The sequence below is a fragment of the Paraburkholderia metrosideri genome (assembly GCF_904848625.1).
Classification (GTDB): domain Bacteria; phylum Pseudomonadota; class Gammaproteobacteria; order Burkholderiales; family Burkholderiaceae; genus Paraburkholderia; species Paraburkholderia metrosideri.
The window spans coordinates 81,240-94,364 of record NZ_CAJHCP010000013.1 but is presented as its reverse complement, the minus strand read 5'-3'; the positions used below and the strand labels follow the sequence as shown (position 1 = coordinate 94,364).

At 58.7% G+C, this 13,125-nt stretch carries 11 protein-coding genes; 8 read left to right on the top strand and 3 right to left on the bottom strand.

What is annotated here, in order from left to right; genetic code table 11:
- Nucleotides 1–100 precede the first annotated feature (100 nt).
- Nucleotides 101–1,156: a branched-chain amino acid ABC transporter substrate-binding protein gene (locus LMG28727_RS26415; RefSeq protein WP_236592365.1), complete on the bottom strand. Its 1,056-nt coding sequence runs from the start codon at nucleotides 1,154–1,156 to the stop codon at nucleotides 101–103.
- Between the two features lie 342 nt (nucleotides 1,157–1,498).
- Between LMG28727_RS26415 and LMG28727_RS26410 the strand changes: the two genes are divergently transcribed.
- The 7 genes from LMG28727_RS26410 to LMG28727_RS26380 all read left to right on the top strand — a co-directional run bounded on the left by LMG28727_RS26410 (nucleotide 1,499) and on the right by LMG28727_RS26380 (nucleotide 9,297).
- Complete coding sequence (locus LMG28727_RS26410; RefSeq protein WP_201645249.1) at nucleotides 1,499–3,529, top strand: PAS domain-containing protein; 2,031 nt, start codon at nucleotides 1,499–1,501, stop codon at nucleotides 3,527–3,529.
- Nucleotides 3,530–3,793: 264 nt separating this feature from the next.
- A complete protein-coding gene (locus tag LMG28727_RS26405) occupies nucleotides 3,794–4,138 on the top strand; it encodes a response regulator transcription factor (protein ID WP_236592363.1) in 345 nt (114 codons plus the stop codon).
- Between the two features lie 67 nt (nucleotides 4,139–4,205).
- Nucleotides 4,206–4,835 (top strand): response regulator transcription factor, encoded by a 630-nt coding sequence (locus LMG28727_RS26400; protein ID WP_201645248.1) that lies wholly within the window; start codon nucleotides 4,206–4,208, stop codon nucleotides 4,833–4,835.
- A 222-nt stretch (nucleotides 4,836–5,057) separates the two neighbouring features.
- Entirely contained in the window at nucleotides 5,058–6,128 is a 1,071-nt protein-coding gene (locus LMG28727_RS26395) for a sensor histidine kinase (RefSeq protein ID WP_201645247.1), read from the top strand.
- A gap of 561 nt (nucleotides 6,129–6,689) precedes the next feature.
- Nucleotides 6,690–7,076: a BON domain-containing protein gene (locus tag LMG28727_RS26390; protein ID WP_201645246.1), complete on the top strand. Its 387-nt coding sequence runs from the start codon at nucleotides 6,690–6,692 to the stop codon at nucleotides 7,074–7,076.
- Nucleotides 7,077–7,193: 117 nt separating this feature from the next.
- A complete protein-coding gene (locus LMG28727_RS26385; RefSeq protein WP_201645245.1) occupies nucleotides 7,194–7,631 on the top strand; it encodes a DUF3331 domain-containing protein in 438 nt (145 codons plus the stop codon).
- Between the two features lie 265 nt (nucleotides 7,632–7,896).
- Nucleotides 7,897–9,297 carry an amidase family protein gene (locus LMG28727_RS26380; RefSeq protein WP_201645244.1) on the top strand — a complete coding sequence of 467 codons (1,401 nt, stop codon included), beginning with the start codon at nucleotides 7,897–7,899 and terminating at the stop codon, nucleotides 9,295–9,297.
- A gap of 67 nt (nucleotides 9,298–9,364) precedes the next feature.
- Here LMG28727_RS26380 and LMG28727_RS26375 read toward each other — a convergent pair whose 3' ends face one another.
- Both LMG28727_RS26375 and LMG28727_RS26370 read right to left on the bottom strand, forming a co-directional pair.
- Nucleotides 9,365–10,057 (bottom strand): type 1 glutamine amidotransferase domain-containing protein, encoded by a 693-nt coding sequence (locus LMG28727_RS26375; RefSeq protein WP_201645243.1) that lies wholly within the window; start codon nucleotides 10,055–10,057, stop codon nucleotides 9,365–9,367.
- Nucleotides 10,058–10,189: 132 nt separating this feature from the next.
- Complete coding sequence (locus tag LMG28727_RS26370) at nucleotides 10,190–10,795, bottom strand: TetR/AcrR family transcriptional regulator (protein ID WP_201645242.1); 606 nt, start codon at nucleotides 10,793–10,795, stop codon at nucleotides 10,190–10,192.
- A 1,034-nt stretch (nucleotides 10,796–11,829) separates the two neighbouring features.
- On the opposite strand from LMG28727_RS26370, the gene LMG28727_RS26365 reads away from it, so the two are divergent.
- Entirely contained in the window at nucleotides 11,830–12,897 is a 1,068-nt protein-coding gene (locus LMG28727_RS26365) for a 2,3-butanediol dehydrogenase (protein WP_201645241.1), read from the top strand.
- Nucleotides 12,898–13,125 lie beyond the last annotated feature (228 nt).

Sequence of the window (13,125 nt, the reverse complement as noted above, 5' to 3'; positions counted from 1 at the left end):
ACAATCAACCCATTCCGGAGGACGGGGCGGGCGCATGGCGGCGCCAAAGTTTGCGGCTCATTGCGAGCCGGAAAAGTAATCAGCCGATAACGGCACACGCTTATCTTTTGATCTCCAGCAGCGTCATCTTTTTCCGTTCCTTGAACGTGGAGATGGTCGCTGCCGAGATGCGCAGATCGCCCGCGTTGTCGAATGCAACCTGGCCGGTCACGCCTTGGAATTCGACATGGCGTAACGCGTCGACGATCTTTGCCGGTTGCGCCGATTGCGTCTGAACAACCGCGTGATATACGGCCATCATCGCGTCGTAAGCGTAAGGCGCATACAGTTGCACGTGCTGGCCGTATCGGGCCTGGAACCGCTGATCGAACGAAGGGCCGCCCGGCATCGCAGCCAGGCTTAAGCCGCCGTCCGCGCAATACAGGTTACCCGCCAGCGCGTCGCCCGCCAGTTGCGGCAATTCGTGCGTGCAAAGGCCGTCGCCGCCGAGCAAAGGCACCGCCACGCCGAGTTTTTTCATCTGACGCAGCATGGGACCCGCTTGTGCATCGACGCCTCCGAAGAAGATGGCGTCAGGACGTTTGTCCTTGAATAGCGTGAGCGCCGAACTGAAGTCCACTGTCTTGTCTGTCGTATATTCGCGCGCGACGATCGTGCCGCCGGCGCGACGCGTAGCGTCTACGAACACGTCGGCGAGACCCTGGCCGTAAGCGCTCCGGTCGTCGATGACGGCCACGCGCCGGGCGTGCATCGTGTCGATCAGATAACGGCTCATGGCCGTGCCCAGGAAGTTGTCGTTCGCGATGACGCGGAACGTCGTGCGATAGCCGAGTTGTGTGAATTGCGGGTTGGTGGCGGACGGCGTTATTTCGGCAATGTTCGCCGCGGCATAGAGCCTTGCCACCGCAATAGAGGTTCCCGAACTCTGGTGCCCGATAACGGCATTCACGTTGCTATCAATGAAGCGTTGGGCGATCAGCGTCGCAATGCGCGGATCGCCTGCGTCGTCTTCCGCATCGAGTTTGAAGGTGGTGGGAACACCTGCAATGACAGGATGCGACGCATTGATCTCGTCGATGGCGAGCTCGATGCCGTGTTCGACGTCTTTGCCGAGATGGGCTTGAGGTCCGGTCAACGCACCGGCATAACCGATCATGACGACGTTGCTGGCCCTCGCCTGCGAAGCGCTCGCCGCCATTAACGCAGCGGCAAACAAGGCTTTGAGCGGGTGGTAATATCTCGACAGCGATCGCCGGGATTGATCAGGCACATTGCACCTTATGTGTCGATGATTGGCGCGTTGTAGTGGCGCTTTTTTGCAAGGCATGAATTTAATGGCAAGTGTCTGCCTCGGTCAATAGCGGATGCCTCACGACTTCCCATCGTCAAAGCTCCTCTCAGTGCATTCTGCTGGCGCATCAGATATCGCGAGAAAACATTGCCATCTCGCTAGCTTGTCTCTGTGGACTGGCAATTAACTCTCCAGACCATCAACGGAATGGAAATCGAACTTCTCCAGGTCATGGATGCGCTGCCCGGTCTGGTATGGACCGCGCTACCCGACGGCCAGGTCGACTTTCTCAGTCGGAGCTGGTGCGAATATACCGGCATCAACGCGGAGATCATTCTGCAACACTGGCAGGATGCAATTCATCCCGACGACCTGCCTGAGTTGCTCGAACGCTGGGGAGCGGGGCTGGCTTCCGGCGAGCCGAGGGAAGTGGATGCACGTCTGCGCCGCTTCGACGGAGAGTACCGCTGGTTCCTGATTCGCACGCGTCCCATCGTGGACGCGACCGGCCGGTTGGTGAAATGGTGCGGGCTGAATACCGACATCGAAGACCGGCGAAGAATGGAGGCTTTGCTTGCAGGGGAAACCGAGCTGCTCGAAATGGTGGCGGGTGGCCGTCCCATGCCGCTCATACTCGAATGGCTTTGCCGCCTGGTTGAAAGTGTCACAGTTGGCTGCTATTGCAGCATCGCCGTCATGCAGCCGGGCACTACGCGTCTGGAGCATTGCGCGGCGCCTGGCCTGCCTCGTGAGTTTATTGGCTCGATCATGGACGCCTCGCTCGCCAGCGAGCCGTTCCTGAGCGCGGCCCAATCCACCAAGCAGGTGATCGTCACCGATCTTCTATCCGATCCTCGCTGGGAACATTGTTCGTGGCGTCCAGTAGCCGAGAAGCGCGGAATTCGTGCGTACTGGTCGATACCCGTGGTGTCCGCCAGCGGCAAGGTGATGGGTGTTTGTTCTATCTATTACGACAATCATCGAACGCCGGTTCCTTTCGACCACGGATTGATAGAACAGATCTCTCGTATTGCGAGCGTCGTCGTAGAGCGTACACAGAACGACGCTACGCTTCGGCGAAGCGAAGCATTTCTCGCGGAAACGCGTCGGCTCAGTTCAACCGGAGGTTTTACCAAGCGAGTGTCGACGGGCGAGATCATCTGGTCTGAAGAGGTCTACCGGATGTTCGAATTCGATCCGAACCGGCCCGTCACGCTAGACATGATCCGCTCGCGGGTGCATCCCGAAGACCGACTTTCATTCGAAGACATGCTCGACCGGCAGCAACGGGCGCTCGATTACGAGCATGAATACCGCTTGTTGATGCCCGACCAGTCGATCAAGTACATGCACGTCGTGGCGCATGCCACGAAGGATTCGAGCGGGCAACTCGAATACATTGCCGCGATTCAGGACGTGACCGAGCGGCGCCGCTCCGAAGTCGCGTTGATAGAGGCAAGATCGGAACTCGCGAGAGTCGCGCGGGCGTCGAGCTTTGGAGTATTGACTGCCTCTATCGCGCATGAGGTCAATCAGCCGCTATCCGGCATCATCACGAACGCGAGTACCTGTCTGCGGATGCTTGGCGCCGATCCTCCCAATCTTGAAGGCGCCTGCGAAACGGCAAGGCGCACCATTCGGGACGGCAACCGGGCGTCCGACGTGATCAAGCGGTTGCGTGCGCTGTTCGGCAAGACGGACGCCACGATGGAAAGCGTCGATCTGAACGAGTCGGTCAGCGAGATCATTACGCTGTTTCGCAGCGAACTGCATCGTAGCCGGGTAGCGCTTCAGATGGAGCTTGCCGCCAGTCTGCCGCTCATCACCGGAGATCGGGTCCAGCTTCAGCAGGTGATCCTCAACTTCATCCTGAATGCGCTGGAGGCGATGGGCGGTATCGACGACCGTCCGCGACAGTTGTTCGTGAAGACCGAACACGACGCCGACGAAAGTGTGCGCGTGTCCGTGGCCGACACCGGCCCGGGCTTTGGGACGGATGATCCGGCGCGCGTGTTCGACGCGTTCTATACGACCAAGCCCGGCGGGATGGGCATTGGGTTGTCGGTGAGCAAATCGATCATCGACAACCACGAGGGTCATATATGGGCTACTGCAAATAAAAGCGGCGGGGCGACATTTTCATTTGCTATCCCGACGCATCAGAAGCAGCGTAAAGGCGCTTTCGGCAGAAGTGCGAGCTGGGTTGCGGGAGTCACGGATATGCCAAAGTTCAAGTGACATACCGGCGTTGATACGCGCCGCGTGGCTCGGAAAACACCCGTCGGCACACCGCCCGTGTCGATTCGATACTAAAGTATCATATCCATATGACCCCAGAAAGGCGCATGCTTGATGGTGCCGCGTCTCCCACCAGAAGTAGGGGAGGTGGCACAGGCGGCAGAGAACATTTTGCCAGCAGGCTCCCGTATCCGGGCGCAGGCATTGGAATAGCCGGCATGTCGTGGGGAAATTATGATGGTCTTGCGGCCGCTCGTGTCGGTTGTGGATGATGACGAATCTGTGCGCGAGTCGCTGCCCGATTTGCTGAATGAATTGGGGTTTGCCGCACAGGTATTTTCGTCGGCAGAAGCATTTCTCGCATCCGACAAGGTCGATGTAACAGGTTGCCTGATTCTCGATATCGCCATGCCTGGGATGTCAGGCCCCGATCTGGCCCGCGAACTTGTTCGCCTGCAAAAGCCGGTACCCATCGTATTCATCACCGCGCATGGCGACGGAGCAACCGGTCCTGAACTGGTTAGAGAAGGAGCAGTGGCCTGTTTGCTGAAGCCCTTTAGCGAGACCGCCTTGCTCGAAGCATTACACGAGGCGTTCAAGAAGAATTAGATGAATGACAACGCCGAACCTATACCAGTTTCAACAGCTAACCTGGCCCTTGTCGAGGTCACAGTCCATGGAGAAGCCTGTTCCAATCATATTTATCGTCGACGACGATATCTCGATTCGTGAATCTCTGGAATTACTCATGGTCAGCGCTGGATGGCAGCCCGTCACTTTTGCTTGCGCGCAGATGTTCCTCACCTATCCGCGAGCTTACGTGCCGAACTGCCTGGTACTCGATGTGTCCTTGCCGGACCTGAGCGGCCTGGATTTGCAAAGACTGATCGGCGCCGAGCGCGCTGACATGCCAATCGTCTTCATCACGGGCAATGGCGATGTACCCATGACCGTTCAGGCCATGAAAGCAGGGGCAGTCGACTTTCTCACCAAGCCGTTCAACGATGAGGCGTTGTTGAGCGCGATCACGCATGCTCTCGAACGAAGTGCCGCCGCATTGGCGGACGAGGCGCAACTGTGCGAACTCCGCGAAGGCTACGAATCGCTGACCCCGCGTGAGCGCGAAGTGATGGCATTCGTCGTCGCGGGACGTTTGAACAAGCAGGTGGGGGGAGAATTGGGCATTAGCGAAATCACCGTGAAGGCCCATCGCGGCAACGTGATGCGAAAAATGAAAGCCTCGTCGCTGCCCGAGCTGGTCATCATGGCCGCACGATTGCACCTGTCGGTAGAGTCGACGCGCTGACGCAGCGTCGCGCCGCGTTTCTCCGTTTGCCGCATGGCGGCTTGTGACGATGCCGGGTGCATTACCGGTTGCTTCTGCTCGTCCGATTGTTGCGGGCTCGACGCAATACTTCAGTATCGACCAACACTATCGTCCAATAGCTGCCCGCACTTTTTAGCGCTTTAATTGTTGCGGTCGACTTTGTGCTGTTTGTCGCGTCCTGTCTTCCAACTGGAGCCGCCGATGATGAACAAGTTACCTTTGGCAAGATTACTGTTCGTCGTACTCGCGACGAGTGTCGTGCTGACTTATGCGTGTGCGCTCATCGCATCGGCATTGCTGACGCAGATATCAGGGCTCGCGTGGGCGTTTGTGGCTCCGCTGTTGCAATTGATTTTGCTGGCCTTGTTTTCCTCACATTTCGGGAAATCGATCAGCCATTCGATTGCGAGTCTGACCGACGCCGCCAACCGTCTGGGGCCCGACCTGAGTGTTCGGGAGTTGCCGGAAGACGGCCCTGAAGAAATCGTACTGGCTATCCGGGCTTTTAAAGGCATGCAGCAAAGACTCGCGCGTTGTACCGCGGAACGTGTGCAGGTTCTTGCGTCGATTTCCCATGATTTGCAGACGCCGATTACCCGAATGCGCCTGCGCGCAGAAATGCTCGATAACAACCAGGACAGCGCCAGGCTTTTACAGGACCTCGATACGATGCATGGCCTGGTGATGGAAGGCGTGACTTACGCACGCACGCTTCATGGCACCACGGAGTCGCCGTCTCGTATCGATCTCTTTGCATTGCTGCAAAGCATTGTGTCGGACTATGAAGACGCCGGGCATGACCTGATTCTCGACTCACGCATCGCCGAGCCGGTGCTCACGCTTCCGCATGCGCTTCGGCGGATTCTGGTCAACCTCATCGATAACGCATTGAAATTCAGTAGCACGGTGCAAGTGCGTGCGAGCCGGGAATCGTCGCGGCTCGTGATTTCGGTGCTGGACAATGGCCCCGGCATTTGTCCGGATCAACTGGAAGAGGTTTTCAAGCCTTTTTATCGCGGACAGTCGCGCGGTCGGCGGGATATGAACGGTTCGGGGCTGGGGCTGGCGATAGCTCGCCAGCTTGCAATAGCGATGAACGCAGAATTAAGGCTGGCAAACCGCAGCGAGGGCGGCCTGGAGGCCCGGCTCAGCTTGAGCCATTCTCCGGTTGCGGTTGCAGTTGTCGAAGGTAAATCCGGCGAAGTTTCGAGTACTACCGCCCCCCCACGTTGCCGGAGTACGTGCGGCGTTCGCGGAGTTCTCGGTGCCTGATTCCACGACCAACGCTACGCTCCTACCGTGCTTCACGGCTGTGCGGCGCTCTGCTGAAATACCTCGCGAACGCCGCGATGCCCGATTGATCGATCTTCTGTACTTCCGCTTGGCCCGCGGTTCTCTTGTTCAAGCTTATGCACGCCGACTATTACGGCGCTTCTGTCGCGATAGCGCTCATCCTGAGACGATCGAGCATGAAGAAATCTCGACTAAGCAGGCAATGAACATGGACGCGCGTGGACGTATCTGGCATATGTCCGGTATGACGGTGATACGAAACATGCTGCATCGCCGGAACGCGTAGATACTTAGCGATGCAAGGCGGCGCCCCTGGTTCGGATTGCAACAGGCGCACCGGTGCTCGCAGTCGCTTGATCGGCCGCTCATCGACGTGACGGTCGTCGGGATACATTTCGATACGTCGCGGAAATACGCTTGATACATTAAACGGTTCTAATTACCCCTAGGGCCTCACTAATCTCACGAGTGCGACAACGCTGATGGGTGCAGGCTCAAACGTTTCTCACGTTCACTAACCGGAAAAATAAGGATAAGACGATGAACCTTCGACAAGTTGTGATGAGTGGCAGCCTTGCTGCGTTATTGGCGGCATTCTCAACGGTGCCCGCGTTCGCGGCAGACGCGACCGACGCGGCGCCGGACGCAACCGCGGCGACCAGCCCGCCGGCGCCCGCGACGAAGAAGTCGGTTCGCGCGGCCAATCGGGCTTTCTCCCACACGGTGCAAAAAGCCCTGCAAAAAACCAAGGGCCTGGAGCAAACGTCGATCTCGGTATTCGGCAATGCAAAGACGGGTCAGGTAACACTGGCCGGACAGATTCTCAGCGAGGATCAGGAAGCCGTGGCGGTCAATGCGGCGAAGCAGGTGCATGGCGTCACGGCGGTCAGCAGCAAGCTGACGCTGCGCGCGCAAGGCGGAGGCTAAGCTCGCCGCGTTGGCACACGCTGATGTATCGCACGACGCGTACGTTGCCGTCGTGCGATACCGTGTGAGCGCGGCCGCTTTCGTCCTACGACCACACCGGCTACTGGAGATCAATCGATGACGTCGCTATCTGACGACAACATCGTGGTTCGCACACTGCTGAACGTCCTCGATCCCTCTGCGGAACAACTCGATGCGTGTGCCATAAAGCGCCGCGCGGCACTGACACGGTGCCGTGCCAACTCGCGCTCACTCGCGGCCGAACCGCACTATCGCGTGGTGACGCGACCCGCCCAGATCATCGTAACCGAATGGTTGTCGTCGGCCACGATCAGCGTGTCGTGGAGCGATTCGTGCACGGGCCGCTATATCGAGCAGATCTGGTGCAGCGGCCGGTCCCGCGTCACGTCCATCTGCGCGCTGACAGGCCGCACCATCAGACGTGGCGATCGCGTGTTTCGCCCACGTGCTCGTGGAGTGCGCGTGCCGACCAACGAGGATCAGATGATCCTCGTCGAGGCCATCGAGCACTGCACCGATCTGCCGATGGGCTGAGCGAACCTCGCAGATCGCGCTTCACCACTTAGGTTTCGGTCCAATTTCATAAACCCTCGGCCGCTCACGGCGCGGCATGCGTGTCGCAATGTATCCGCAGCGCACCTGGAAAAAGTAGCTTGCATTTCTCCTGCCGACGGACATACATCAGATACGTCGAACCGGTTAAATAAAGGTCTGAGAAAACGATTCGTTCCGGGCGCGGGCGGCGGCGCGCCAAGGCGCTCGCAACCGGATTCCGTACAGCATGCTTACTGGAGGCAACATGAGTGAACTATGGCGTTTGTCCGCAGTTGAACTGGCCAGGCGTGTGAAAACCCGCGAAGTGTCCGCGCGCGAGGCGGCGGAGTCCGCGCTTCAGCGTCTGGACGCGGTGAATCCGACGATCAACGCGGTTGTCGCGCATCGGCCCGAATGGGTGCTTCAACAGGCGGACGACATCGACCGGGCGATTGCGCGCGGCGAGGATCCGGGGCCGCTTGCAGGCGTACCGGTCACCACCAAGATCAACATCGATCACGCCGGTTTTGCCACCACCAACGGCACGCGTCTTCAGGAAAACCTGATTGCTGAAGTCAGCAGCCCCGCCGTGGATAACCTGCAAAAGGCCGGCGCAATCATGCTCGGTCGCACCAATTCGCCGACCTTCGCTTTACGCTGGTTCACGTCGAATCAGGTTCATGGGCGCACGTTGAATCCGCACAATCCGTCGATCACGCCTGGCGGCTCGTCAGGTGGCGGCGCGGCAGCGGTCACCGCAGGTATTGGTCAGATCGCACTCGGCACCGATATCGGCGGCTCGGTACGCTACCCGGCCTACGCGTGTGGCGTACATGGACTTCGGCCGACATCGGGGCGCGTGCCGGTGTTCAATGCCTCGTCGCCGGAGCGCGCAATCGGTGCGCAATTGATGTCGGCAGCAGGCCCGATGGCACGTACGATCGGCGATCTGCGGCTCGGCCTTCTCGCGCTCGCGGCGCCCGATCTGCGCGACCCCTGGTATATGCCGATGCCGCTGGTCGGGCGCGACGTACCACTGCGCGCCGCACTCTGTCTGCGTCCGGGCGGCATGCAGATCGCCAGAGAAGTGGAAGACGCATTGCGGGACGCCGCGCAACGCCTTGCCGACGCGGGCTGGACGATCGAAGAAATCGACGACACGCCGTCGATGCGCGAAACCGCGCTGTTGCAGGAACGGCTGTGGCTTGGCGACGGCTTCGACGCGCTGGTCGACTCGGTTGCGCGCGACGGCGATCCGGGTGCCCAGGCTGTCGTCGACGCCGCGCGGCTTAAGGTGAAAGATCTTCCCGCTGACGTCATCAGCCGTTCGCTGGTGCGACGCACTACGCTGTTGCGTCAATGGCGCCTGTTCCTCGATCAGTATGCGGTCGTGTTGATGCCAGTTTCCGGGGAGCTTCCGTTTCCTGATGACCTGGATCAACAAGGTGCGGCGGGTTTCGATCGGGTGTGGGAAGCGCAACTCACGATGCGCGCGCTGCCGGCGATGGGGCTCCCGGGCCTCGCTGTCACGACGCAACTCATCGGCGGCGTGCCCGTGGGTGTCCAGATCGTCGCGGCGCATTATCGCGAGGACCTCTGCCTGCTCGCGGGCGAAGCGATCGAAGCGCGCGGCGTGCCGGCTTCTCCGGTCGACCCTTGCGTGTGAGCGGGTGGCCGCCCCGCCTCACGTATTCAAGGTTGAGATACACGTCGCGTCAACGCTTCCGCTGCCTTCAGGAGTTCGCCGCCAGTGCCGGGTGCTTCAGCAGAACGGCTGCGGCCGGTGCCGACGAAGCGGGGTTTTGTCCGGTGATCAGCAGACCATCGGTGACGACGTACGGCGCCCAGTCGTCGGCTTTCGAATAAATGCCGCCCTTGGCCTTGAGTTCGTCTTCGACGAGGAACGGCACGATGTCGGTCAGTCCGACCGCGGCTTCCTCAGAGTTGGTAAAGCCGGTGACTTTCTTGCCGTTGACCAGCGGCGCACCATCTGACGCACGAACATGGCGCAGAACGCCCGGTGCGTGGCAGACCAGCGCGACCGGCTTGCCGGCGCCAATGAAGGATTCGATCAGGGCGATCGAATCTTTGTCTTCGGCGAGATCCCACAACGGGCCATGACCGCCCGGATAGAAGACCGTGTCGAAGTCGGCCTGCGACACGCTATCAAGCCGCACTGTGCTGGCAAGCTGAGCCGTAGCCTGCGAGTCGAGTTCGAAGCGGCGCGTCATGTCGGTCTGATTGGCAGGCTCGTTGCTCTTCGGATCGAGCGGTGGCTGACCACCCTTAGGTGAAGCGAGTACGATTTCCACGCCGGCCTCCTTGAACGCGTAGTAGGGTGCAGCGAGTTCTTCGAGCCAGAAGCCTGTCTTGCGGCCCGTGTTGCCCAATTGGTCATGCGAGGTCAGAACCATCAGTACTTTCATGTTGCTTCTCCGTCGGGTGAGTGGGGTGAGTCGGTAAATCGGCGAACGAATTGCTTCAATAGTAGACCAGTCGTCTTGTGAATGAGCGAAAAAAAGGCACTTCCGAAGAAGTGCGCTTGCCGCCGTTATTCGTCACGGGGCAAGGCGAAGCATCTGCTGCGTGGCCAACATCGCCACCTTGAACGGCTCCAGGTTGCGCACAATCTTAACCATGATGCTGGCGCCAAGCCACAGCTGGTAAAGGCTCTGCGCGATGCTTTCCGGATCGCCTTCGATCGATAACGTCCCTTCGACGACACCGGTTTCAATGGCATTTGCGAGCCGGCTGACAATTCCAGCCGTGCCGCGATTGAGGGTGGCGCGCATCGCTTCCGACATGTCCGCCACTTCGGCGCCCAGTTTGACTGCGAGACACTTGCCTTGACAGTCGTAGAACGACTGGGTTTCCTGCCAGATGCGCCAGTAATTCATTAGCCGCTGCGCCATGTTCAGTCCTGGCTCTGCGAGCGTGCGATCGAGGTCATTCAGATATTCGTCGAAGTAACTGTCGAGTAGCGCTACGCCAAACGCATCTTTCGAACCGAAGTAGTGATAGAACGAGCCCTTGGGCACACCCGCCACCGACAGAATCTCATTCAGGCCAACGGCCGAAAAGCCTCTGGCGCCGATCAGCCGTTGACCAACGGCAATGATGTTCTCGCGGACGTCGGTGGTTTCAAATGTGTTTGCGGTTGCCATGGACAGACTGTAGCGTGAAGTAGACCAGTCGTCTAGTGAATTTAAACAAAATTGCGACGGTACGTATTTCTTCGCTTTGCAGGCGGCGGCTGGAAACTGTGCTTAGTGGTCAAGCAAAATAGTTGCGCACGATCTAACACGAACTTAGGCGGCGAGATCCACGGAGTTTAGAAATTCAGTGAGCGGTGTGTGACGCTTCATGACTCACGCCAAAGGATCCTGGTTGCTCGGGCATGTGCATCACTAAACCGCATTGCTTAAGTCGGTGAACAGCAACGGCTTTACGATCAAAGCGCAAGATTGAGCAGAGAAAGAATGACTACCTCCGATTGAAGATAGTCACGCAGCCGGTTCTGCTTTGCGGGCGATGCAGTTTTGACGATCCCTGTTCGACTGTTTGCGTCGGGATTCCTACTGCCCAGATCGTCCTCTCGATCTGACACAGCAGTTCCCTCATTTTCGTTATCGCTGGAGCCAACTGCGAAGCTGGCAACACGGCTTATGGCGTCTTCATTCCAGCCAGCCTGAGACAAAATTCTCAATCAAGACGATGGTGCATCGCAATGTGATCTTCATGCGCACGCGTGCTACAACGCTCACACCGTTGAGGTACGGGCGGGTCGAGAACTGATGGGATGTGCGAAGCAGTCGCGTCGGTGTTGCACAGCCTCACTGAATATCAGCTTCACGAAGTATGTCAACACGAGGAGTCGATACCAGGCACACGGTCAGGGGGGCGAATCCGCACGACATCGTGCGCAACGAGGTCGACTGCGCGTGAGTCGCGATCGAGTCGGAGAAGAATCCGACCAACTCGCCCGGAATGAACCGACAAGATCTTCTGTACTTATTCGAATAGGCACGCTCAGACATCAGGCGCATCAAGCACCGTTGGCGATGGCGGTGGAATACTGTGTTGAGTGCCAGGTCTCAAGGTGAGTCAGCCGATCTACAGCATTCCTCGATCTCATGTCGGAGCAAAGAACGAGCGGTCCAGGATGATCTCATTCGAAACCAGTTAAGGGATACGAACCATGAAAGCAGCACGTTTTTATGATCGCAAAGATATCCGCATTGAAGACATACCGGAGCCTGTCGTGGAACCGGGCACCGTTGGCATTGACGTGGCCTGGTGCGGAATCTGCGGTACAGATTTGCACGAATTCATGGAGGGGCCTATTTTCATTCCTCCTTGCGGTCATCCGCATCCAATCTCCGGGGAGTCGGCTCCCGTGACGATGGGCCATGAATTTTCTGGCGTGGTGTATGCCGTGGGAGAAGGCGTGCGCGACATCGAAGTCGGCCAGCATGTGGTAGTGGAACCCTACATCGTCGCCGACGACGTGCCCACGGGGCCAGGCGATAAATATCACTTGTCCAGGAATATGAATTTCATCGGTCTGGGTGGGCGTGGCGGTGGCTTGTCCGAAAAGATCGCTGTCAAACGCCGTTGGGTGCACCCCATCTCCAACGCTATTCCGCTGGATCAGGCTGCCCTGATCGAGCCTCTGTCGGTGGGGCACCACGCCTTCACCCGCAGTGGCGCGAAGCCTGGCGACGTGGCGTTGGTCGGTGGAGCGGGTCCTATTGGTCTGCTACTGTCAGCGATCCTGAAGGCCAAAGGTGTGCGCGTCATCGTTACGGAACTGAGCGCTGCACGCAAGGAAAAGGCCCGCGAATCCGGCGTAAGCGATCACATCCTGGATCCAACCGAAGTGGATGTGGTCGCGGAAGTGATGAAGATCACCGGCGGCAAAGGTGTGGACGTGGCGTTCGAATGCTCAAGCGTGAACAAGGTCCTTGACACGTTGGTGGCCGCGGCCAAACCTACCGGCGTGGTAGTGATCGTATCTATCTGGAGCCATCCCGCCACTGTGAACGTACACAGCGTAGTCATGAAGGAGTTGGACATGCGCGGCACGATCGCGTACTGCAACGACCATCAGGAAACCATCAAGCTGGTGGAGGACGGGAAGATCAATCTGGAGCCGTTCATCACCCAACGCATTCAACTGGATGACCTGATTTCGAAAGGATTTGAGACCCTGATTCACAACAATGAATCAGCAGTGAAAATCGTCGTCCAGCCGAGAATGAAATGAGGATGAGTGCTTTGGTGGGAGGGGCGTATCTGCCAATCGGGACGCCCTGCTACAGAGCTCTGGACGCATTCGACGGCGCTGTCACCGCAAAACCGGGCAGACCTTAATGCATCACGCCTCTCTCACTCTGGCCGGCAAATCGGCGCGTGAGTGATGCCACGGGCGGGACGCAAACTTCGCCGCAGTCGAATGAGGGTTCACGGCTCACTATGGTCGTTAAGATGGGCT

Bases quoted from the DNA above. Each gene is read 5' to 3' on its own strand.
- LMG28727_RS26415 (WP_236592365.1), bottom strand. From the start codon at position 1,156: ATGATCGGTTATGCCGGTGCGTTGACCGGACCTCAAGCCCATCTCGGC.
- LMG28727_RS26410 (WP_201645249.1), top strand. From the start codon at position 1,499: ATGGAAATCGAACTTCTCCAGGTCATGGATGCGCTGCCCGGTCTGGTA.
- LMG28727_RS26400 (WP_201645248.1), top strand. From the start codon at position 4,206: ATGGAGAAGCCTGTTCCAATCATATTTATCGTCGACGACGATATCTCG.
- LMG28727_RS26395 (WP_201645247.1), top strand. From the start codon at position 5,058: ATGATGAACAAGTTACCTTTGGCAAGATTACTGTTCGTCGTACTCGCG.
- LMG28727_RS26390 (WP_201645246.1), top strand. From the start codon at position 6,690: ATGAACCTTCGACAAGTTGTGATGAGTGGCAGCCTTGCTGCGTTATTG.
- LMG28727_RS26385 (WP_201645245.1), top strand. From the start codon at position 7,194: ATGACGTCGCTATCTGACGACAACATCGTGGTTCGCACACTGCTGAAC.
- LMG28727_RS26380 (WP_201645244.1), top strand. From the start codon at position 7,897: ATGAGTGAACTATGGCGTTTGTCCGCAGTTGAACTGGCCAGGCGTGTG.
- LMG28727_RS26375 (WP_201645243.1), bottom strand. From the start codon at position 10,057: ATGAAAGTACTGATGGTTCTGACCTCGCATGACCAATTGGGCAACACG.
- LMG28727_RS26370 (WP_201645242.1), bottom strand. From the start codon at position 10,795: ATGGCAACCGCAAACACATTTGAAACCACCGACGTCCGCGAGAACATC.
- LMG28727_RS26365 (WP_201645241.1), top strand. From the start codon at position 11,830: ATGAAAGCAGCACGTTTTTATGATCGCAAAGATATCCGCATTGAAGAC.